Source organism: Nitrospira sp. SG-bin1, assembly GCA_002083365.1.
Taxonomy (GTDB): Bacteria; Nitrospirota; Nitrospiria; order Nitrospirales; family Nitrospiraceae; genus Nitrospira_D.
The window spans coordinates 1-23,297 of record LVWS01000021.1 but is presented as its reverse complement, the minus strand read 5'-3'; the positions used below and the strand labels follow the sequence as shown (position 1 = coordinate 23,297).

Below are 23,297 nucleotides of genomic sequence, written 5' to 3'. Positions count from 1 at the left end.
TACGAGAGGGTTCCAGTCTCTACAGAGGCGAAGCGGGAGTTCAATGTATAGCCAATCCGACCCGTGAGGTCAAGACTAGGAATTGCGACCGGGTGAACAGGTGTAGGCAATCAGAGACATGCGATGAGGAGATTTCTGGTGACAATGCTTCTGAGAGAAGCTGTCTGTCGACTGAAAGACCTTATGGGAGTGGAACGATCGTCAGTGATCAAGTACGGGAAAGGCAACCGCTCACGCGAGAACCTCACGTGAGCGGTGGAACCTTTAACTTGGCTGCCGAGTCAATCGCGCATCAGTTACCCATCATGGCCCGGGGGGCGGTGGCGGTGCGCCGTTGATCTGCAATTGTGGGAGCATGGCTGGACTCTGGTTGGACTCACCCCCGGCGTTCGACAGGGTGTAGGTAATGGTGTAGGTCCCATCACTTAATGGCGTATTCGGCCTGAGGGTATTGGTTGTTACATCAAAGGTCGCCGGGACTTTTTGCGGTGGGTTGGGAACTAGGCCCACATAGAGGTTCGGGGTCGCCCCAGCGGGCGGTGCGGCAACGCTGAACCTTGGCGACGTGACGTTGGTGATGTTGTCCTCTCTAGTCGTGCCGGACTGTGGGTCGCAGGTAGGATCAGTGGAAGATGTAGGGAGACAGGAGTCATCCGCTGATATCAGGTCCGGCGCGCTTGACGGAGCCGGCGGTTCTGCCGGCGCTGGTTGGTTGACGGTAATGGAGTACGCCTTCTCATTGCCGTTCGGTGCACGCACAAGAACGTCTATGTCGGTGGTGGATGGGCCAGTTGGGAGGGGGATGGAACGAGAATTCCCCCCTTGTGTATTGATCAGTACGGTTGCACTTGAGTCCTGGGGAGTGGCGGTCACAAGAATGGAAGTAGCGCTGCTGGGAACGTCGTTTACAACGTAGTCGGTCCTAGTCCTCGTTGTACTAAATGGGGGGCTCAGGGTGCCCGGCGATACGGTCAGGTTCTGGAGGTTACTATTTCCAGAGGGTGGGGGAGGTGCCGCTCGGTCCACGGTGATGACGTAGGGCTTTTCGCTGCCATTCACCGCCCTTACCACGATATTGATGGAAGTGGTTAAACCAGCAGCGCGCAACGGAATGGTGCGAGTCTGCCCGGAGGTCGTGATCGGCCCGGGCCCGTTTGACGTAACAGTCACGGTCGCAGCGGGATCTTGCGGTGTCGGCGTGACCGTAATGGTGCTTACGCCGCTCCCCACATCCACCGTGTAGCTCGTGGTATTCGAACTAAAATTAATCAGGTTAGGGCTTGAGGCACTCAGCCTCACCGTCAACGCCGACAGATTGTTATTGCCCGAGGGCGGGGGAGGGGCCGCTCGGTCCACGGTGATGGTGTATGGCTTTTCGCTGCCATTCTGTGCCCTTACTAGGATATTGATAGTGGTGCTTAAACCAGCAGCGCGCAACGGAATGGTTCGAGCCTGCCCGGAAGTCGTGATCGGCCCGGGCCCGTTTGACGTAACAGCCAGGGTCGCAGTGGGATCTTGCAGCGTCGGCGTAACCGTCACGCTGGTCACATTGCTTCCCACATTTACGGTGTAACTTGTGACATTGGCCCTGAAGTTTAATGTTCCCGGTGAGATGGTTAAGTTCTGCAGGTTATTATTGTTTGATACTCCACGGCTCACAGATATCGTGTAGGGCTTCTCCGCCCCGTTCTGGGCCTTCACGAGAATTGTGATAGTGGTATTTTGGCCGGGAGGATTGAGAGGGGTAATTGTGCGAGCCTGCCCGGAGGTAGTTGGTTGTCCATTCACAGTCATCGTTGCGGAAGGATCTTGTAGGGTAGGTGTAACGGTGACCGAGTTGACTGTATTACCAACACTGACTGCATAGTTGAGAGTGTTCTCATTAAATACGAGGGGTGGAGTCCCGGGCGACACGGTCAGGTTCTGTAAAGAATTGTTTCCCGCCAAACCTGGTCTCTTGATCTGGACCGTGTAGGTTCTTGAATTGGTATCTGATTCTGATACCACGATACGCACAAGCTTCGTGGACTCCGATGGCACTGGCTGACCCAGATCGATAACCCTGCTTGTCGTTGTCTGGCCATCAATACTGACGGTATCACCGGATACGGCGGGTTGAGCACTGACAGTCACACTTGTAATGTTGTTGGTGAGATCAACAGTGTAGTCAGTTGTTGCAGGGCTGAAGGGTGGTGTGAGTGTTGCTGTAGTGGTTTCGGTACTGACCGTCAGGCTCGCAAGTTCCACTGCGGGGTTGACGGTCGCCGAGTCACCGCAGCCATAGGTGATCAGGCCGATCAGGATCATAAAGGTGGCACTCAGATACTGTTTCATGACGGTCATGGTGCGTATCATGGGGATTTAGTCTCTTTCGTTAAGAGGCGTGAAGTGGGCAGGTCCATCAGCGAACCCCAACAGAAGCTAACGGATACTACGGAAGAGCGAAAGCCTGGTCCACCCCTACTTAGGTATAGGGAAACAGGGGCTATGTATTAACCAAACCATTCTGTGGGAGTCAAGGCTCTCGGGATCGAGACCAGGGGAATTGGTATCGATGTGGGTTGGGACAGTGAATATATCCTGAGGATGGGCTCGGCACCTGGACTGACAAGACAACAGGCTGGAAAGGATGGCGTGTAGACAATTCGTTATGGCAGTGGCGGCGGGGGTGGAGGTGGATCTTCTCGATGCACCATGATGGTGTAGGTCCTGGTATCAACCAAATTCTGGGCGCGCACTTCGATGATAATAGGAGTATCTGATCCTGGATCTCCAAGAGTTATCAACTGGCTTGGCGCACCCGAGATAATTCCTTGTCCATTGACCGTCATAGTCGCAGTCGTGTCCTCTAGTGTCGCGGTTACGGTAACGATTAGAACGTCAGTTGTTACATTGACTATGTAGGGTTGCGGGTTGCTGAGATCAACGGGATGATTTATGGGAATATTCAAGGGGTCTGCCGTTACGAGCAACGCCGACAGATTGGTATTACTCGACGGGGCCGCTCGGTTGACCTTGATAGTGTAAGTATTTGGGCTGCCATTGGGAGCTATCACGAGAATGTTGATGTCCAGACTTGATGGGGCCGCGCCAAGGGGAAAGTCACGTGCTTGGTCAGAACTAGTTCCTTGTCCATTGATCGTCATCGTGGCAGCCGTATTCTGAAGCGTTGCGGTCACGGTCACGTTATCTATATTGGTAGCTACGTTAACCGTATAGGATAGGGTTCCCTTATCAAAGAGCGGATCTAAAGGGCCTGGCTCAACCTTCAGGTCCTTTAAGTTGTTGTCATCGGAAAGATGGTTCACCGTGATGCCGTAGGTCTTCTTGCTACCATTTGGTGCTATTACTTCTATTGTTACAGGAGTGACTGCTCCTGGCCCACCAATTGGGATGATTGCTTGACCTGAACTGGTTAGCTGTCCATTGATCACGATAGTGGCGTTCGGATCCGACTTGGTTGCAGAGACAGTTACGCTGCTAGCATTGGCATCATCAACGTTAACAGTGTAGTCGAGGATATCCACATCGAAGTCAGGAACTAGAGTCTGATTTGTAGTGCCTACTTTGACGGTCAAGGCCGACAGATTATTGTCGCTGGATAAGAGTCTGGTGACATTGACGGTATAGGTCGTTTCGCCTCCGGTCTGTGATTCCAAGAAGATGGTAATTGTGGTGATCGATCCCGGTGCGCCGAGGCTCACGGACCGTTGCGTGGTGACGGTCCCGTTGATCGTGACAATTGTCGTGATGTCCTTGGGGACGGCTGTCACGGTGACGCTGGCAGCGGATGTCGGCGCATTGACCGCATAGCTGGTGGTGTTGGCGAAAAACCCCGGCTGGAGGGTCCCGGGGGTAACGGTCAAGCTGGAGAGGGGTACCGCGACGTCCGCTGAAACCGATGCCGAATCCGTGCAGCCATGGGAACTCAGGCCGATGGCCAGGAGAAGGGCGGCGATACACCATTGTTTGGCGAGGATAAGATTCTGACTCATACAACCAGTCACTTTCGTTGGTTGTTAGAAGTAAGGAGATCGCTCATGGTTGTGAACACGAACCATGGATGCCGATACTACGAGAGGGGTCCCGATCGGTCTATCCCTACTTGTGTAAGGGCCTATCGAGGTTTGGGACGGTGTCCCCATGCTCAGGGCGGGGTTTGATTAGGATCTGCGGCGGGGTGAACCGGTATGCTGATGACATCGATACGTGCGGGAGAAAAATGTGAAGTGAAAGACCGTTCTTCGCGATGCGGCGGAATCAGTGATGGGCCGAAGTACCGAGGTTAATCATCATCTCCGTCGTCTTCGTCATCGCCATCCCCCCTATTATTTCTGTTGCCACGGTTGTTTCTATTTCCTCCATCGCCGTCGTTTCCGTTGGACGCTCGCCTGATTGTAACGCGGTAAGTCTTGGCATTTCCATTCGGCGGGTTGACGCGGATCGAAATGTTCGTGTTCGATCCCTCGGCGCCAAGGGCAATTTCACGCGGCTGACCTGAGCCGGTTCCCTGTCCATCGATCGTCAGGCCGGCATTCGGGTCTTGCAGCGTCGCGGTGACGCTGACGCTCGTCACGTCGGCGCCGACGTTCACCCTATAACTCGTTGTGCCCGGGGTGAATGAGGGGATCAAGTCGCCGGGGGATATGGTCAAGGCCGACAGGTTGTTGTCGCCTGCTTGTGCCCTTCGTTCGACGGTGACGGCGTAGGTCTTGGAATTTTGGTTCGGGGCGGTGACGGTGATCGAGACGACCTCACGTGTCCCAGGCCCGCCGAGCGAAATGGTCGCTTGCCCGGTCGCCGTGCCTGCTCCGGCATTCACCGACCCGGACATCACGGCATTCGGGTCGGATTTGGTGGCGGAGACTATCACGCTGGTGACGTCCTCGGCGACTTCGACCGTATAGGTGAGTCTATTCCGGTTGAATGAAGGAGACAGGGCACCGGGCGATATGGTCAAGGCTGACAAGTTGTTGTTGCCGGCTTCTGCCGCTCGTTCGACGGTGGTGGTGTAGGTCTTCTGACTGCCATTGGGACCGGTCACAACGATTGTAATCAGGGTATTCGACCCGGCTCCATTCAGCGTCACGGTTCGCGCTTGTCCGGAATCAGTGGCCTGCCCGTTCACCGTCATGCTCGCCGCGGTGTCTTGCAGCCTGGGCGTGACCGTGACGCTCGTCACGCTGTTGGCCACGCCCACCGTATAGTTGGTCCTATTCGGGCTAAACGTGGGATCGAGGGTGCCCGGCGACAGGCTCAACCCCGACAGATTATTATTCCCGCCAAGCGCGGCACGGTTGACACCCATCGTGTAGGTTTTCTGAGTGCCGTTCTGCGCCGTCACGACAATGAAGACCGGTATGCTCGACCCTGGTGCGCCTAATTGAACGGTCCGACCCTGACCGGAGGTCGTGGCCTGCCCGTTCAGCGTGATGCTCGCGGCGGAGTCTTGCAGCCTGGGCGTGACTATGACGGTCGTCACGCCGCCCGCCACATTCACCGTATAATTCGTCCTGTTCGCGTTAAAGCCGGGGTTCAGGGTTCCCGGCGATACAGTCAGGCCCTGCAAGTTGTTGTTACTGGAAACTCCGCGACTCACCGTCAGCTGGTAAGATTTTGGGCTTCCGTTCTGAGCGATCACGACAATCGGGATGACCGTGGGTTGGCCCGCGGGACCGAGGGTGATGGTCTGACCCTGTCCGGAGTTCGTGGGTTGCCCGTTTACCGTCATCGTCGCGGCCTGGTCGGACAACGCGGGGATCACGGTGATCCTGCCGACATTGTTGGCCACATCGACGGTATAGGCCTGCACGTTCGGATCGAAGGAAGGCACCAGGGTCCCGGGCGACAGGGTCAGGCTCTGTAACGAGTTGTTCCCGGTGAGGCCGGCCCGAACTAAAAGGACGGTGTAGGTTCGAGAGTTGGTGCCCGATTCGGACACGACGATGCTGACAGGCGTCGTCGTACCGGCGGCGCCCAGCGGGATCGCGCTGCTCGTGGTCGCCTGACCATTGATCGTGACCGTATCGCCGGCCACCGCGGGTTGAGCGGAGATCGTCACGCTCGTGATATCGCTGGATAGATCGACGTTGTACTGAGTGGTCCCCCCGCTGAAGGCCGGCTGAAGCGTTCCCGGGTCAACCGACAGGCTGGCCAGTTCCACCACGGGGTTCACGGTCGCCGAGTCGCCGCAGCCGAAGAGGCACACGCTCATCACCATTATCAAAACGGCGGGCAGGTATTGTTCAGCGACGGCGAGGGGTCGCGGCACGTGTACCCGGTTTCGACCGATCGGCATGGCCACCTTTCTTCGCGAGAGCGATCAGCAGGCTGAAAAGCATTTCATATGAAAACCGCGGTCTGTAGGAATTAGGGAGATCCCGAGCCGTGAGAGAGAGGGGAGTGCCGATCAGAACGGGTATTTCGGAGCAAGGCCGACGTCAGCGGTTGGTGGCGGCTTTGTCTTTTGGATTGGCGAGCAGTTCAGCCTTGGAGGGAATCTGCTTGAGCAGATCCGGGCGCACTTGAAAGACACCTTGCAGACGTTGGCCGGTTGCATACAACAGATTGCCGGATTGGTTGCCGAGAGTCAGTTTTCCCGTGGTCTTGCCGTCTTTGCCGGTGGCCACGAATTCCGCGGCGGGAGCCAATAGACCATAGGGAGCCAGGGGCGCGGATTGTTTCATGACGCGTTCCTCGGCGGGGAGGTTGGCGACGCGGCTGACGAAGAGGTACGCCGCCTCCTGGCTGACTTTCTCGGTGGGTTGGTCTTCGAGCACCCACTCGCCGGTCTGGTTGATCAAGACATACTGGTGCTCTCTCGTCTTCACCGACAACATCGCGATGTCGGTGTAGTCAAGGCCGAGCAGCCGTTTGTCCTGGAGCGTGAAGAGTTCTTTCGTGAGGTCTTTGATCAATGCGGGGTTGATGTAATACAGCGGCCCATCGGCCGTCGTTTCCGCAATGGCCTCCCCGCTCTGAGGATTCGGCTGATAGAGCCGGACTGTTTGGTCGCCCGCGACGGTATGCAGCGTGACTTTCACTTTCGGCGCGGTCAGGGTTTTGGCGACGGCGTCTCGCTCAGGACCAGGATCAACGACCCCGAGCGCCTTCAGATCCTCCAACCGAAACATCAACGAGCGGACTTCGTTCTGGTCCGCCTCTGCTTCGATCGGATAGCGGATTTTCCAAGAAGGTCTGGGCTTGTCCTTCGACATGTTGTAGATCACGATTTCCGTCGTCGGGTAGGTGAGGCGGACCCGTTCGATGTCATTTTGGACGAAACGCAAGAGCTCCTTCCGACGGAAGGTCATCAACGACTTGTTGACGAAATCCTTCGGCGCCAAGTTGGTCAGCAACACGCGACGATCCGACTTGCGAAACACATAGAGGGTGTTGGACAGGGGACCGCTGTCGCCGATGGAGATCGTCTCCTGTTGTGTTCCGGCAGTGATGGTGAGGGTGGTCACCGGCTGTTCAAGCCCGTATGGCGCCAGCTGGGACGGCTGTTCCTCGACGGTTCTGGTGACGGGGCCCGTCACGAGCGCTCGGATAAGCGCCTGCACCTCTCGATGATCGGCATCCGTTTGAAGCGGAGCCACGATAGACCATTTGCCTGGCTCCGCCAGTTTCAACTCGATGGGGCCCTGAGCGGTGGTGACCGAGAGTCCGGTAATGGCGGTTTCCGGAAAAGGGAGGAGTTGCTTCTGCTCCGTTTCTTGTTTCTCTTCCCGCTGTTTGGCGGGAAACTCCACGAGGTAGAGATAGCTCCCCAGACCAGCGAGAACGACGAACAACAGGAGTGTGGGCCAGTAACGCATCACGTCTTTTAAAGGTTAAGGTTAAGACGAAGGTTGAATGCGAATGGTTGAATCCTAAACCTCAGCCTCAGCCTTCTCGCTTCTTTCATGTCCGTTACAGGCGTCGGCGTTTTCTCCACACGAGGATGCCGGTGAGCAACGTCACGAGCGGGAGGAAAACAACTTGTATGTAAATCAGAGCCCGTTCCTGGGTGGGATTGGGTGTGAACGGCCGCAATGCCGGTTCTTTCGGTGCGATGGAAATCAAGTCCCGTTCCTCGGCCAACCACCCGGTCGTATGGAGAAAAAAGTCGCTGTTGCCGGGAAAATTGAAAAAGGCATTGGAGACAAAGGTGGAGTTGCCGATCACCACGATGGCCGGGCGCGGCTTGCCTTCTTCGGGGGCCTTTTTCGGAGCCAGCGCCGCCGCCATGGGCAGCGGCCCCTTCACGTCTTCCTTTTCGCTCAGGCTGACCACACGACCTTGCATGTTCGTCTCCGCCCAACTGTTCGGCGAGGTACGAGCCAGCGGCACGAAGTCCCAGTCCTTACCGACCTGTTCGTCGAAGGTGACGTGACGCGAGAGGGGCAGCAGCACGGCGGAGGTCAGGTCCTGCGTGATCTCATGCTCGGTGAAGGTCCGGACCAACAGCGCCGTGAGGTCTCCCTGTGCCAACCGATCTTGCAAATCGACCAACACCCCGGGCCCCAGGCCGAGTCCCCAATGGGCGAGCAAGGATTCCAACCCTGTCTGTGTATCAGGATCGGCCAGCACCAGCAGGTGACCACCCTTCTCGACATAGGTGCGAATACGATCCTGCTCTTCTTTAATGACGGAACGGCGTGGGCCCGCGATGACGAGGACGGACGTATTGTCCGGCACGGCGGATTCCTTGAGGAGCGAGACCGTGCCGACGTCATACCCTTGGCGGATCAGGGCCTCTTTCGCGATGGAGAGCCCGTTGCGGTCCTTCTCCTCGACATTCAATTCGCCATGGCCTTCGAGAAAGACGACACGCTTTTTCGCGTCCTTGGAGATTCGAAGTAAGGCGCCCGTCAGTTCGACTTCCGAGGGGGACATCACGCGGATCGTCTGGCCGTTGCTCTCGAAAATCGCGGTGTCCGTTCGGAAGATCCCGTAGGTTTGAGCCATCTTCGGCTGTTTCTCCGGATCGACGAATTCCACGCTCAGTTTGGTCGAGGCTTGCCGATAGCTTTCCAGGCGCTCCTTGAAAGCTTGATAGCCGGGATCCTTTTCCCTGGTGAAGACGGTGATCTTGACGTCGTGCGGCAAGGTTCTGAGAACCCGATAGGTTTGCGGCGCGAGGGTGAAGTTCTGATTCTCGGAGAGATCCCAACGGATCGAATGACGGGAGGCCAAGAAATTCACGATGACTAAAATGCCGGTAAAGAGCAGGACCATCAGCAGGCTATTGAGTCCCATTCTGGTCGACCGTCGGCTGGAGAAGGCTTTGACGGTCTCGAAGTGCAACACGAAGAACGCCGCTAAGCAGGCCAGCGCCAAGCCTTCCGTGACCGTGACGGCCCAGAGCCAGTCTGGTCGAAGGCTGTAGGCGACCATGCCGCCGATGCCGAGCAACATTCCGAGAATGCCGAGGGGGAGGGATTTCAGACTCATTTCCAGCTGGTCGATTCCACGACGCGATGTGTGAGGAATAACATGAGAGCCAGTCCGCTTCCGAAGTAGACGAGGTCGCTTGTGTCGACCAGGCCCCGTACGAGGCGCTCATAGTGTTCCATGTATGAAACGTACGAGATGACGCGGCCCGCGGTGGTGTCCCCGAACAGGCTTCCCAATCCGGCGATCAACCAGATGGTCAGCAGCATGCCGAAGCTGACGAAGGCGGCCACGATTTGGTTTTCCGTCAGCGCCGACGCAAACAGGCCGACGGAGATAAACAACGCCCCCAGCAACACCATTCCCAAATAGCCGGTCCAGATGGGATTCCAATCGAAGTCGCTGAAGAGCATCAGCATCGTCGGGACCAGTACGGTCAACCCCACGAGGCCGAGATAGATCGTGAACACGCTGACGAATTTGCCGACGACGATCTCATTGATCCGGATCGGCGAGGTCATCAAGAACTCAAACGTCCGGAGCTTCCGCTCCTCCGCGAACAAGCGCATGGTCAGGATGGGCAGAATAATCACGAGCACGATCCGCATGCTCGCGAACAGATTCCGAAAGACCAGATCGTTCAAGTTGATCTGAGCCATCCCTCCCTGCATCTGCATCAGTTGGATGGCTTGCGCACCGGCGAACCCGACGTAGAGGTAAGAGAGCAGCCCAAAGATCAACAAAAAGACCGCGCCGACCACGTACACAATGGGGGAAACGAAATAGACTCGCAGTTCTTTACTAATAACGGCTTGCACCGGCGTCATATCAGCTCCTACGTGTCCACCTTTTCTGCGGAGGCCAGGCTCACGGTGGCCTCCGTCGTATCCGGAGTCTGGTCCTCGTGGCGCGTGAGCTGGAGGAAGACGTCTTCCAACGTCATCGACACGGTGCGGAGTTCAAGCAATCCCCACTGGTTCGACACGGCCACGCGGGCGATCTCGTCGCGCAGATCGCGGCCGAGCTCGCTTTCGATTAAAAAACTTCCTCCAGCCTGCCCGGGAAGCACGTTCAGAATGCCGGGAATCGCGCGAAGCTTCGTCTCGCAGTCGGCCGGACATGTCTTGAGGGTGATCGAAACTTTCTCCGATTGACGCAATCGGGTCGACAACTGTTCAGGGGTATCTTCCGCGACGATGCGGCCTTTATTGATGATGACGACCCGTTGGCAGACGGCGGTCGCTTCCGGAAGGATATGGGTGCTGAGAATCACGGAATGCGAGCCGGCCAGGCTCTTGATGAGCTCACGGATTTCAATGATTTGCTTGGGATCAAGGCCGACCGTCGGTTCATCGAGGATCAGAACCGGGGGATCGTGCAACAGCGCTTGCGCCAGGCCCACGCGCTGACGGTAGCCGCGGGAGAGGTTGCCGATCAGTCGGTGCCGCACCGAACCCAGCTCAAGTCGTTCAATGGATTGATCGAGGGCCGACGAGAGTTTCGGTCCGGTAGTTCCACGAAGCCGGCCGACGAAGGTGAGATATTCCGTGACGGTCAGTTCTTGGTAGACCGGCGGCGTTTCCGGCAGGTATCCGATCTGCCGTTTCACTTCCAGCGGCTGCTCAGTGCAATCAAAACCGGCCACTCGCGCGGTACCTTCCGTCGCCGGCATGAAACAGGTGAGGATTCGCATCGTGGTCGTTTTGCCGGCCCCGTTGGGACCAAGGAATGCCAACACCTCCCCCTTGGCCACCGAGAAGGTGACGCGATCGATGGCCGTATGATGGCCGTACCGCTTGGTAATGTTGTGAACGTCGATCACGAAAGTGATATCGGTGCGAACAACCGCGGAGAATGGAGCGGTACCGCTCTCGACACTACACCCTGTTCACTCGATCGGGATCTTACTCACTCCGTCCGAGGCAGTCAATATATCGATAACCGGTATCGTGAGGGATCGACACAAGCCACCCGCGACCCGCGGGTGTTGAATTTAGTTTCCATCTCATTTATATAAAGGTCGCGAGGCAGCTGTACTTATGTATAACCCATGTAGCCCCCCTCTTGATCCCGGAACGGAACTCTCCATACGGAGGTGGGGGAACCGGTACTCCAGTCGGTATTGTCGAACTCGCATACCTCTCATACGCTGAATCGACCAGAGATCCCATTATTGACCACAGAGGGAGGCGATGCCCAGCATGCATACTGAGCTTCAGCACGGTCGACCCGTATCGTCCACAGCCTTCGCGATCCTCCTGTCCCTGTCGTTGGGGGCCTGCTCGTGGGTTCCCAAAGGAGATGCGCAACTCGATGTAGGGATCAAGGATCGGGGAGTCGCTTCCTGGTACGGCGGGCAGTTTCATGGGAGGCAAGCCGCGAACGGCGAGTTGTTCGATATGGAAGCCCTGACGGCGGCCCATCGAACCATGCCGCTGGGAAGTGTCGTGCGCGTCGTCAATCTGACCAACGGCAAACATCTCTACGTCCGAATTACCGACCGGGGACCCTATGAAAAAGGGCGAATTCTCGACTTGTCCCATGGAGCGGCGGTCCAGTTGGGGATGGAGCAGAAGGGGTTGGCGCTTGTCCAGGTCGAAATCGTCGGCGAACGCCGCCCGGAACTGATGTTGTTGTCGGAAAAATTTGCTGATCGGGGTGCCGCGCTTCTGGTTGATGCGCCCCAGCACGTCCATCGGACCTCGGCGGGAATGGCCTCTCCGGCTCGAAATTTCCTCGGGGACCTGTGGATTGCGAGGCGGAATCGCTGGGCCCTTGCCATGCTCGCGGTGGCTCACCCGACCGACGCTCCAGTTGCGTCGCTGGTCCTCAACTGAGTTCGATCTTGCGCGGTGACTATTGAGCGGGTCTTCCTGGCCCGCTTTGTTATGTCGACATCAGCGGCCTTCCTCGTTCGCGCTGCACCGCATCCTCGTGACTCCTCTCCAGGTTGACAGTGTGTAAAGCTCTCCACTAGACTGCACCGATCGTGTCAGCAGCGGACAAATGCATGAGTGTATCGAAGGGGAGGCGTGGATCGATGGCCAAAAAGCGAGCAGCGGAACCGGATGAAGTGAAGCTGAAAAAGAAGATCGCCGTTAAGTTGACCAACCACAGCAATCCAGAGGGAGATGCGGCGCTCCGGTCCTTGAGGAAACGTCTAAAGAGGGAACAACGTAGGAGAAGAGCGCTGGCGTTGCGAAAGAAGCGGGCGGCCGGAAAACAAGGTGCGGCGGCCTCTCCGTCAGCGTAGTGTGAATGGCCCCACTCGTGTCACGGACTGATTCCATGGAACAAGAACCGACACCGACCGCTCCGGGAGGGAACCCTCTCAGCCAGGAAGCCGGTGATCAACTAACCGCCGGCGGTACGGGGGATCAGGCGCAGACAGAGTCGCCCGCCGCCGACATGTCGGCGGTCGGCCCAGATCCGGTCGCGCTCGAAGAAGAACGGGTGAAGGATGAGATCGATATTCAAATCGATCTGCTGAACGATCCCGACTGGGTGGTGCGCCGCGAAGCGGTCATTACGCTGGGGGAAATGGGTGATGAGCGCTGTGTCGAACCGCTGGCCCGCGCCTTGCGCGACGGTGACTGGCAGGTTCGAGAGGTCGCGATCGAAGCGATGGGGCAAGTGGGGTCTCCCGCCGTCGAGACGCTCCTCAAACTGCTCCGCGATTGGGAAGTTCGCAAATACGCCATCGCCGCGCTTGGAAAGATCCGCGACGAACGGGTGCTCGATCCCTTGATGCTTCAGCTTCGGAATGATGAATTCAAGGACGATGCCGTCGACGCCTTGGTCGCACTGGGTGAGCCGTCCGTCGAGCGGCTGATCGGCGCCCTTCGTGATAAGGATGAAAACGTCCGCAAATGCGCGGTCCTTGCCTTGGGGCGGATCAAGAGCGATGAGGCGATCGATCCTCTTATTCAGATGCTTGGCGATAAGGACTGGTTTACGCGACTGACGGCCGCCGCCGCCTTGGAGTCGATCGGCGATGAGCGGGGCCGCGAAGCAATCACGCCGCTGCTCAAGGACCCCGATATGGTGGTCAAGATGCGGGTGGAGCGAATCCTGGCCAAGTGGAAGAAGACGTCGATTTCCCAACCGGCCAACGCATGAGTTATTTGTTCAGCAATTGATCCAGTCTCTGCTGGAGTTCGTCCAACCTTTTCATCGGCACGAAGTTCCCCGCTGCGATGTCAGCCTTCACCTCGCGCAGTGATCCGGCCATCTCCCGTAGAGGAGTCGTGGTGGGATCGGGATTGGCTCCCTTCGTTGTGCCATCCATAGAAGTGATGGCCTCCGTCAATTCTTTCGCGGCCTTCTCGTAATCACGATCGGCGAGGTGCGTCTTCGCCTGAATCAATCGAGCTTTGGCTTCCACGAGTCCCTGACGCCGGCGAAGATCGCGCTCGATCTCGAGTGTCGTGTCCATCACGTTTCGGGACACGTCCTTCAACGACTGTTGAAGTTCCGCCACCGTCCGCTGCAGCGACCCGACGGGCCGCTGTCCGATATAGTAGCCGGCGCCGAACGCCCCGATGATCAGCAACAGAACGGTGACGAATTTAGCCATACGGGTCCTTGCTCAACGAGGTCGAGATGGTGACGAGGTCTCTCTGATCAGTCGGTGCAGTACACTGTTGGCTGCGGCAATGCGCACCGCTTCATCGGAATCGTGAAGGCCCTTCACGAGGAGGGGGATGGCGCTCTCGCCGCTCCTCCGCAACGCCTTGGCGGCCATGAGGCGAGGAAGCGGCTGTTGGTCCTGTAACAGGGTGTGCAACAGCGGCAGCGCCTGTTTGTCCGACGAGGCACTCAACGCCTGCGCCGCGGCGGCACGAATGGATGGGTCGGCATGCCGAGCCAGCTCGGTCGCCAGCATCATGGCTGAAGAATCGCCGAGACGAAGCAAGCCTTCTGCCGCATGGGCTCGGACGCGCGGATCGGGATCGCGGGTAAGCGCCATCAGCAGCGGTCGATTTTCTTTGATCCCCAGCCTTCCCAGACTTGCGGCAGCGACGCCGCGAACCATCGCCATCTCGTCTCCGATTGCATGCGTGAGCGGGGCCACCCCGCCGGGAGATCCAAAATCTCCCAGCGCTCCGGCGGCAAATGCGCGCACCGATGGATCGGGATCATACACGGCTTGCGCCAGGACCGCCAGGCTGGTCGGACGTTTGAGGCGACCCAACGCACCCAGCGCGGCCATCCTGGATTCAGCATCCGGCAGGGTCGCCGCGTTGGTAATGTCGTCCAGCTTTTCGGAGCGGCCCATTCGAACCAAGGCGGCGTAGGCGAAGATGGCCTCCGGCCCGTCTTCAGTACGCGCGACATCCAGAAGCCGTTGCTGAACGTCGGTCGCGTGAGCCTCACCGAGCGCGGTCATCGCCGCGATACGGACGGTCGGCATGTCGTCTCGCAACGCACGGCGCAAGGCACCGGACTTCGACGCAAGTCCGGCTTTTCCGATCGCCTCGGCGGCGCGCGCGCGTACGACCACCGACGGGTCCAGCAAGCCATCTTCCAAAATCGCGGCGGTTTCCGGCAGGCCCAACTCCGCGAGGGCTGAGTAGGCCGCGATGCGCACATGTTCCTTGCGATCCCGAACCTGGCTGGTGATTATGCTCAGCGCCAAGGGGCGGAGAAGGGACGGATCAGGAGGCTGCCCCGGCCGGCTCGTTTTTTCATAGATGGCCAGGGCCTCGTCTGTCCGTCCCAGACGGACATAGCTGAGCAAGCAGAGACGAAGGAATGCGTTTGAGGGAATCGTGTCCGGCGGAAGATCTCGATAGAGAGTGATCACTTCGGGATAGTCGCCCGCCTTGAAGAGGGCCGCGGCTTTCGATTCAACGGTGGAAGCGGTTCCTGCCGATGCCGTGAAGAGAGGTGTTGTGAGAAGAGTCAGAATGAGCGCGCCGATGAGGCACGCGTGTTGAGCCGGATTGGAGACCAGGTCACGTATCAGGTGGCGAGCCGCTGCGTCGAACCGAGCTACCATGTCGTCGGCTGGCGCACCGTGGCGGCGCGGTACATGAGACTGACATAGTCCTTCAGCATGCGCGTGGTGCAGAACTGGGGCGCGATGGTACGGATACATTCCTTGACCATTTGAAGCCAGCCGCGGGGAATCCCGTCGCGATCGCGTTGATAGAACAGCGGCACGACTTCCTGTTCCAGCACGCGATAGAGCTGTTCCACATCATGATGGTCTTGGGCTTGCGCGTCGGCCTGTTCACTCAACGGTTGGATGCCCCACCCGTTGGCTCCGTTGTACCCCTCGACCCACCAGCCGTCGAGGACACTGAGGTTCAACACGCCGTTCAGGGCGGCTTTCATGCCGCTGGTACCGCTGGCTTCCATCGGAAAGCGAGGGGTGTTCAACCAAATGTCGACGCCTTGGACGAGATACTTCGCCATATGCATCTCGTAGTCTTCCAAGAACGCGATGCGGCCGCCCAGCTTGTGATCATGGCAGAAGTTCAGTACTTCGTGAATAAAGTACCGACCCGGCTCATCGGCCGGATGGGCCTTGCCGGCGAAGATTAGTTGGACCGGGCGCCATCGGTCCTGCAGGAGCGTCTTCAGCCGTTCCAGGTCCCGGAAGAGCAGCGTCGCACGCTTGTACGTCGCAAATCGACGCGCGAACCCGATGGTCAATGCCTCGGGGTCTAGGAGCGTGCCGCGTGTGAGGACCTGAGACGGCTGCAGATGGCCGTGCATCCAGCCGGCCCTGGCTCGCTCGCGGATAAAGCCCATCAATTTTCGCTTCATTGCCTGTCGAACCGCCCAAAGTTCATGGTCGGGTACATCCATCACCCGCTGCCACATGGCCGGATCATCGCAGGTATGGGCCCAGGTCGGGCTGAGCGATTTACTATACAGATGGTGCAGTTCGGGCGAAATCCAGGTCGGCGCATGAATGCCGTTGGTCACGCTGCGAATGGGAATCTGGTCCGCCGATAATCCCGGCCAGAAGTGCTGCCACATCTCGCGGCTGACGCGCCCATGTTCACGACTGACGCCGTTGACATGGGCCGACAGACGCATGACCAGCGCCGTCATGTTGAAACCGTTCCCGCTGGATTCGGGAGTTTCGCCGAGATGGAGAAACTCGTCGCGTGAAAGGCCCAATTGTTCCCAATAGCCGGCGAAGTATCGATCCATCAAATGGTGCGGGAAGACGTCGTGCCCCGCCGGCACGGGCGTGTGGGTCGTGAACACGGTGCTCTGACGGACCAGTTCGCTGGCTTCCGCGTGAGATGAACCCTTTTGAACAAACTCCCGGACGCGCTCCAAGGTGAGAAAGGCGGAGTGCCCTTCGTTGGCATGCCAGACCGAGGGCGAGATGCCGAGCGAGCGTAACATGCGCACGCCGCCGATCCCCAATAAGATTTCCTGACAGAGGCGCATCTCTTGATCGCCGCCGTAGAGACGGGCGGAGAGCGCGCGATCCTCCGGACTGTTCTCCGGCACATCGGTATCGATCAGAAACAACGGTACACGGCCGACCAGTACTTTCCAGACGGCGGCGGTGACACGGCGCCCGCCCATGTCGACGGCAAACCGGCAAGGTTCTCCCGCCGAAGTCTGAGCCAAGTGAACCGGAGACTCATCACGATTGAACGGGGCGTACGCCGCCTCTTGCCATCCTTCCGGTGTGATCCGCTGGCGGAAATAGCCTTGCGGATACATGAACCCGACGCCGACAAGCGGCAACCCGAGGTCGCTCGCTTCTTTGCAATGGTCCCCGGCCAAAATGCCGAGGCCTCCGCTATAAATCGGGACCGAGGCATGGAGTCCGAATTCGGCGGAGAAGTACGCAATCGTGGTTTTCGTCAAATCGGCATGGTGCGTTCCGGTCCAACTTTTCTTGTTGGCCAGATATTCGTCGAACAGACGGAACACCGCGGAGTACTGGCGGAGAAACGACGGGTCTTCGGCCAAGCGCGTCAACCGGTCCGGTCTGACGTCGCTCAAGAGCTTCACCGGATTATGGTTGGTGAGAAACCACAGCGTCGGATCAATCGCCTCGAACAGCTGGCGCGCTTCCCACGTCCAACTCCACCAAAGATTCTGCGCCAGCTCGGGCAGGCGACGCAGATTGTGCGGAAGCGAATTATTCACCACATTCGGAGAATTCACAAACACTCCTTTGCTCAAGATTGCGCGATCGGCATTGCGCAAGAACGGGAAGGGCCGGTCGGGTTCAGGCATGCCCCGCCTTATGCCACGAGGCCCAGTCCTTGGAGAATGCCACGACGGCATAACGTTCGCCAACAATTTTCGCGACGCGGTTCAAGAGTTTGGTGAGTTGTTGAAGTTCGGACGGTGTGAGGTCCTCACGGAACCGTGGATGGAGACCCCAACGGGTTTCCACTTCTTCGCCCGACACGCTCGACATCAAGCTGACGAGCTTGATCTCCTGGCCCGTCGACTTGTTCTCTTCCGTCAAAGCCGCGACCGTGGGAGCTACAATCAGCGGCGCTTCCTGAGAGGAGGGTGCCTGTCCTTGGAGGACTGCGCTGAGGGCCGGCACGGCCGCGCTGGCACAGAGCGATGCGGCGGAGCTGAGCTGGGCATTGCTCGGCGCACCGAGCGCCTCGGCCACTTTCTCCCCGAAGTCACGGAACATTTCACTTTTCGTTTTGGAGTCCTCGGAGATCAGGAACTTGTACGTCTCATAGGTCCGGCGACTCTCCGCCACCGTCGTGCCGATCGTCAGCACGATCTCCATCTGATCCGCGTTGTTTCCGAAGGCCGGCTCCAGCACGCGTTTCAGCTGCTGCGCCACGGCGTCCTCGAGCCCGTTCATGAACTCCATTTGATCCTTCATCGGGATGTGGAGAGCGACCAGGCGGTCCGTGAGGTTGAACATGATCTTGAGGAATTCAAGGTAGATGCCCCACTCACCCTGGCGCGTGAGCTTCAACGCCTGATCCGGGGCGTTGCGCTTCATCATCGTGACCGACTCGCCCGACACGGCGAGCATCAGTTCAGCCAGCTGGCGAAGCTGTTCCCTGTATTCCGTATTGGCAGTGGCCATAGGTGCGCTCAAGAGCAGCGGAGATTATAACGGAGACTGGAGAGGGGAGCAAAGAGGTGATTCTGCAATTCGTTGTCCGTGCTTGACGGTGCGAGTACGATTCTGACGAAGAGTTAACTCAATGGTAAAAACGACGCCGAAAACCGAGCAAGAATTAATCGCGCTTGCTTCTGTCCATATATACAAAATATACAAACATACAAAAACCTGAAAGGTTTCTTGAAAGGCTGGAGATCCGAGGAGGGTGGTCATCTTCGATACAGAAGCGGAAGCCATGGCCGATGCTCTAGTCTGGGACTCTTCCGCTTTCCGAAGTACTTGCGTGGGCGGACTAACATATTATTCATTCCAATGTTCCACCCCTTGATCATCCCACACTGGTTGCCGTTCTCTAGTCCTTCCTATACATTGACCGCTACGGAACAGCGATGGATTCTGATTCAACATTTACAGTTCGCGAAAGCGAGAAGAGGTCGCCGATTGAGGTGTTGCGGCGAGATGAGGCGAGGGAGCATCTGCTTGCGATTGCGGATATGCTGGCCAAGGTGCTGGATACGTCGATCAGAATTCCTGGGACATCGTGGTCGATCGGATTGGATCCGCTGCTGGGGCTCATTCCAGGGATCGGCGACGTCATTGCCAATTTGATCGGCACCGTCATTCTTGGCATCGCGACACGTCTTCAGATACCGCGAATCGTGCTGGCCCGCATGAGTCTCAATCTGTTGATCAACGGGACGGTGGGCGCGGTCCCGGTTGTGGGGGATCTCTTCTCGGTCTGGTTTCGAAGTCATACGAGAAATGCCGCATTGCTTCGTAAGGCAGCAATGGAACCGGAGCGAGAGACGGCTGCCGACTGGTTCTACGTCGTCGGAATCCTTGGCGGCACGGTGGCGCTTTTGTTGCTCACGATTAGCTTCATCGTGTGGGTGGTCTACAAGCTCTGGACGATGGTAGCGGGTGGATAGGAAACGGAAGTCGAGTGTGATATACAACGAACCTTCCTAAGTAACGCAATTAGCAGTTACCTCCTTCGCTGATCTCCATGGAACGAGAAGTCAAAACTTACGTGTTGAAGCGGCCCACTGAGGAGGCCGTGCCGCGCACGTTGTCCATCAACTATGCGGCGGCATTGAATCCCCAGCAACTGGCGGCGGTGACGGCGGGTGACGGTCCTTCGTTGGTCATAGCGGGTGCTGGAAGCGGCAAGACACGCACGTTGGTCTACCGCGTGGCCTATCTCATCGACTCCGGCGTGGATCCGTCGAATATTCTTCTGCTCACGTTCACGCGCAAGTCTGCGCAGGAAATGTTGGAGCGGGCCGGCGACCTGATCGGGACGAGCAGCCACCGAGTCTGCGGAGGCACATTTCATTCGGTGGCCAATCTGTTGTTGCGACGCTATGGCCGATCGATCGGCATCGAGCCGGGATTTACGATCCTGGACCGCGGCGACGCCGAGGACCTCATCGCCCTGGTGCGGTCACAGCTTGGGCTGAACGAGAAAGACAAGCGCTTTCCCCGCAAGGGGACGATCATGGAGATGATCAGCAAGAGCGAGAATACCCTGCGAAGTCTTGACGAGATCATCCTGGAAGAGTTCAGCCATTTTGCGGATCACTCGGAGGATCTCGCGCGTCTGCAAAAAGCCTATCAAGCGGCGAAACGCCAGAAGCAACTCCTGGACTACGATGATCTGCTGGTCATGCTGCGGCAGCTGCTGGTGTTGGACGAAACGGCTCGTGCGAATATTTCCCGTCAATTCCGCCATGTCCTCGTGGATGAGTATCAAGACACGAACCGATTGCAGGCCGAAGTCATTCGCCAGCTGGCGACGACCCATCAGAATGTGATGGTGGTCGGCGATGACTCGCAGTCGATCTATGCCTTCCGGGGGGCCACATTTAAAAACATCATGGAATTTCCCGTCCTGTTTCCCGGCACGACCGTCTATAAGCTTGAAGAAAACTATCGCAGCACCCAGCCGATTTTGAATCTCGCCAACTGCATCATCGAGGAAGCGGCCGAGAAATACACAAAGCGCCTCTTTACCAGAAAGATCGACGGGCCGCTGCCGACATTGGCGGAAGCGGCGGGGGAAAATGCGCAATCACGATTCATCGCGCAGAAGATTCTGGAGCTTCGCGAAGAAGGGGTGCCGCTCAGCGAAGTCGCGGTGCTGTTTCGCTCGAGTTTCCATTCCTTCGATCTGGAAATCGAGCTCTCCCGCAAGGGGTTGCCCTTTATCAAGCGTGGGGGCGTGAAGTTCATCGAGACCGCTCATGTCAAAGATTTGCTGGCCCATGTCCGAGTGGTCGCGAATCCTCTTGATACGGTCAGCTGGCATCGCGTGTTGATGTTGGTGGAAGGAGTGGGGCCGAAGAAAGCGCAGGATCTCCTCGCCGCGATCGTGAAAACCGAACGGCCATTTGATGTGCTGCGGGGAGTGAGCGGTCGTTCCGGACAGGGACTCAAGAATCTAGCGAATACGCTGGAGAGTCTGGCCGGATCCGAAGATCGGCAGCCCGCGGAGCAGGTCAACCATATCTATGAGTATTACCTTCCGATCCTCAAGGAACAATACGACGATTATCCGAAACGCACGAGAGACTTGGATCACCTCCACACGATCGCCGAGGGCTATCATGGCATCGACGAATTTCTGGCCGACTTGGCGCTGGAACCGCCGGACGGGAGTGCCGTGGATGTGGAGGCGCCTGATCGCGATGACGAACGGCTGGTGCTCTCGACGATTCATTCCGCGAAGGGATTGGAGTGGCAATGTGTCTTCGTGATCTGGGTGGTCGACGGACGGTTCCCGTCCGCCTATTCCTTTCTCACCGATGACGAATTGGAAGAAGAGCGGCGTCTCTTTTACGTGGCCGTCACGCGAGCGAAGCGGCATTTATTTTTGACCTACCCCATCAACGTGTACGATAAGACCAGCGGGATGTTGTTGTCGAAGCCCTCGAGGTTTTTGGACCATGTGTCTCCGGATCTTCTCGAAACACTTGCCTTAGTGGAGGAAGGTGGACGTGAGGACTGGGGGATGGCACGGGATCCCTATTACTGATCACAATTCTCTGTCGCTGCAGAACCGCCGATCGGCCTTCCTTCCTGTGTATATGAACCACCTCGCGACTCGATTGTTCCTGGTGTGGTGCTGCTGGTCGGTGCCGGCTGTTTTCGTAGAGGCTGCTGCCACATCCCAATATGAGGAGAGCAGTGCAGGCCATACATGGCGGGGCGTTCTTAAAGAGGCGGAACGTTTGCAACTGCCGACGACGTTTCTGAAGGTGCTTCCACCGGACTTTATTCAATTTGAGTTCGATGACCTTCGGACCTATGCCGCCGAGTACCATTCCGACGAACATCGGATGGTCCTGAACCGTTCGTTGTCCTTTAACGCTGCGGGAAGGACTCTCAAGCCGCTTGGCAAGATGACGCACAAGGAATTGGAAGTGCTCTATCATGAGCTGTTCCATGCCTACATGGATTACCTGCAAGTCGTTGAGGGGCACTCCGACGACGCTGGACACCGTTCAGAAGAGCTGCTGCACTTCGCTAGAGAACAGCAAGCCTGTCGGTATGGCGAGGTGGAAATTGCTCCGATTGTTCAGCGACAGACTGGAACGGAATCGCATTACTTGACGCCCACAGAGTCGTGGGAAGCACTGAATGAAACCTGGGCGGTCTTTGTCGGGTGGGCCGTATGGAATCAGCTTGAAGTCCAACACAAAACCGGGAAATCCATGTTTCAAGGGCGGCGACAGGCGCATGAATGGATGCGGCGACTCATGATCGCCTTCGAGAAAGGCGATCTCCGCGGGTATTACGTCCCGGAAAATCCCGACGAACGCCGTCTCGCTCAAAAGAAATATTTGGCTAAGCCTTCGCAGTTGACGTTGAAGGAAGCCGTGGTTTTGATGAAACAAGTCCTTGGATTTCAACAAGATTTTATTGAGCGGTTCCAAGCTCTCTTCAAGGTGCCCAGCACGTCAGCCTGTTCGGCTAGCCTGGGATAAATTAAAAAAGACCTGGAGCCGAATTCTCCTCTTGACAGAAAAGAAGTTCATCAATAGAATCCAGCATTTCGTGATCTAGCCTGTCCGAGCACTTCAGCGAATCAATCTTCGTGAGGATTGAGGAAGAAAGCTGTGCGCGGGGAGGCCTACTTGTCTTTGTTGAACGTTGACGGTTGTTTGGTGAGAACGTCCTCTGCTTGTACTGCAATTTGGTTTGTCAATTTGGTTTGTATAGAACAATGAAACATCGCGGGCAGGTACCCAAGTGGCCAAAGGGGGCAGACTGTAAATCTGCTGGCTTATGTCTTCCAAGGTTCGAATCCTTGCCTGCCCACCAAATCGGAAAGGCAAGGAGTATGGGTTTAGGACTGAGTGGAGGAACTGGCTGAATTTATCTCGGTCCTCACATTCATTACTCAGTCCCGGATCAAGTGGGCGGGCGTAGCTCAGTGGTAGAGTTCCAGCCTTCCAAGCTGGCTGTCGTGGGTTCAAATCCCATCGCCCGCTCCAAAAAAGACGGCGCGAGGGCGGTAAGAGTGAATGGAGTGTCATGGTGGACAACGATTTTGGAAGAGACGGCCTAATTTCGCGAGCAGCTCTTGGCGTGTCGAATGCCCACGTAGCTCAGTTGGCAGAGCACGTCCTTGGTAAGGACGAGGTCACGCGTTCGATCCGCGTCGTGGGCTCCAGTCAAGCAGGGCTTGGGTCGAGCCATTCGATCGATATGGGTCCCCTCAGTGAGGGGAAAGGCTCGCCCATCCTAAACGCCAATGGATGGGCGTGACGGGATAATACCTTCTGTGTTTTAGACAAAGGAGTAGGGTATGGCGAAGGCGAAGTATGAGCGG

At 57.5% G+C, this 23,297-nt stretch carries 16 protein-coding genes, 3 tRNA genes and 1 pseudogene; 9 read left to right on the top strand and 11 right to left on the bottom strand.

The window, feature by feature from the left end; genetic code table 11:
- Positions 1-303 precede the first annotated feature (303 nt).
- The 7 genes from A4E19_17055 to A4E19_17025 form a co-directional block, all read right to left on the bottom strand.
- Entirely contained in the window at positions 304-2,355 is a 2,052-nt protein-coding gene (locus tag A4E19_17055) for a hypothetical protein (GenBank protein ID OQW34915.1), read from the bottom strand.
- A 293-nt stretch (positions 2,356-2,648) separates the two neighbouring features.
- Entirely contained in the window at positions 2,649-3,995 is a 1,347-nt protein-coding gene (locus A4E19_17050; GenBank protein ID OQW34914.1) for a hypothetical protein, read from the bottom strand.
- Between the two features lie 290 nt (positions 3,996-4,285).
- Complete coding sequence (locus tag A4E19_17045) at positions 4,286-6,298, bottom strand: hypothetical protein (protein OQW34913.1); 2,013 nt, start codon at positions 6,296-6,298, stop codon at positions 4,286-4,288.
- Positions 6,299-6,440: 142 nt separating this feature from the next.
- Positions 6,441-7,820, bottom strand: a complete 1,380-nt coding sequence (locus A4E19_17040) for a hypothetical protein (protein OQW34912.1) — start codon at positions 7,818-7,820, stop codon at positions 6,441-6,443.
- Positions 7,821-7,914: 94 nt separating this feature from the next.
- Entirely contained in the window at positions 7,915-9,438 is a 1,524-nt protein-coding gene (locus A4E19_17035; GenBank protein OQW34911.1) for a hypothetical protein, read from the bottom strand.
- Positions 9,435-10,205, bottom strand: a complete 771-nt coding sequence (locus A4E19_17030) for a hypothetical protein (GenBank protein OQW34910.1) — start codon at positions 10,203-10,205, stop codon at positions 9,435-9,437. The genes A4E19_17035 and A4E19_17030 overlap by 4 nt, the downstream gene beginning before the upstream one ends.
- Positions 10,206-10,213: 8 nt before the next feature.
- Positions 10,214-11,200, bottom strand: a complete 987-nt coding sequence (locus A4E19_17025) for an MFS transporter (protein OQW34909.1) — start codon at positions 11,198-11,200, stop codon at positions 10,214-10,216.
- Between the two features lie 379 nt (positions 11,201-11,579).
- Here A4E19_17025 and A4E19_17020 point away from each other — a divergent pair.
- The 3 genes and pseudogenes from A4E19_17020 to A4E19_17010 all read left to right on the top strand — a co-directional run bounded on the left by A4E19_17020 (position 11,580) and on the right by A4E19_17010 (position 13,497).
- Positions 11,580-11,984 (top strand): annotated as a pseudogene (locus A4E19_17020) (hypothetical protein).
- Between the two features lie 434 nt (positions 11,985-12,418).
- Entirely contained in the window at positions 12,419-12,631 is a 213-nt protein-coding gene (locus A4E19_17015) for a hypothetical protein (GenBank protein ID OQW34908.1), read from the top strand.
- Between the two features lie 35 nt (positions 12,632-12,666).
- Entirely contained in the window at positions 12,667-13,497 is an 831-nt protein-coding gene (locus A4E19_17010; protein ID OQW34907.1) for a hypothetical protein, read from the top strand.
- A gap of 1 nt (position 13,498) precedes the next feature.
- Here the strand turns inward: A4E19_17010 and A4E19_17005 are convergent, their stop codons facing one another.
- The 4 genes from A4E19_17005 to A4E19_16990 all read right to left on the bottom strand — a co-directional run bounded on the left by A4E19_17005 (position 13,499) and on the right by A4E19_16990 (position 18,424).
- Complete coding sequence (locus A4E19_17005; protein ID OQW34906.1) at positions 13,499-13,954, bottom strand: hypothetical protein; 456 nt, start codon at positions 13,952-13,954, stop codon at positions 13,499-13,501.
- Between the two features lie 12 nt (positions 13,955-13,966).
- Positions 13,967-15,379 (bottom strand): hypothetical protein, encoded by a 1,413-nt coding sequence (locus A4E19_17000; protein OQW34905.1) that lies wholly within the window; start codon positions 15,377-15,379, stop codon positions 13,967-13,969.
- Complete coding sequence (locus A4E19_16995; protein OQW34939.1) at positions 15,373-17,523, bottom strand: alpha-glucan phosphorylase; 2,151 nt, start codon at positions 17,521-17,523, stop codon at positions 15,373-15,375. The genes A4E19_17000 and A4E19_16995 overlap by 7 nt, the downstream gene beginning before the upstream one ends.
- 64 nt (positions 17,524-17,587) lie before the next feature.
- Positions 17,588-18,424, bottom strand: coding sequence for a hypothetical protein (locus A4E19_16990; protein ID OQW34904.1), 837 nt, complete (start codon positions 18,422-18,424; stop codon positions 17,588-17,590).
- Between the two features lie 428 nt (positions 18,425-18,852).
- Here A4E19_16990 and A4E19_16985 point away from each other — a divergent pair, with 428 nt between their 5' ends.
- The 6 genes from A4E19_16985 (at position 18,853) to A4E19_16960 (ending at position 23,138) form a co-directional block, all read left to right on the top strand.
- Positions 18,853-19,392 carry a hypothetical protein gene (locus A4E19_16985; protein ID OQW34903.1) on the top strand — a complete coding sequence of 180 codons (540 nt, stop codon included), beginning with the start codon at positions 18,853-18,855 and terminating at the stop codon, positions 19,390-19,392.
- A gap of 77 nt (positions 19,393-19,469) precedes the next feature.
- Entirely contained in the window at positions 19,470-21,497 is a 2,028-nt protein-coding gene (locus A4E19_16980) for an ATP-dependent DNA helicase (protein OQW34902.1), read from the top strand.
- A 196-nt stretch (positions 21,498-21,693) separates the two neighbouring features.
- Complete coding sequence (locus tag A4E19_16975; protein OQW34901.1) at positions 21,694-22,449, top strand: hypothetical protein; 756 nt, start codon at positions 21,694-21,696, stop codon at positions 22,447-22,449.
- A gap of 251 nt (positions 22,450-22,700) precedes the next feature.
- Positions 22,701-22,786: transfer RNA gene (locus tag A4E19_16970), tRNA-Tyr, on the top strand.
- 98 nt (positions 22,787-22,884) lie between these two features.
- A tRNA-Gly gene (locus tag A4E19_16965) sits at positions 22,885-22,959 on the top strand.
- A gap of 103 nt (positions 22,960-23,062) precedes the next feature.
- Positions 23,063-23,138: transfer RNA gene (locus A4E19_16960), tRNA-Thr, on the top strand.
- The last annotated feature ends 159 nt before the right edge of the window (positions 23,139-23,297 follow it).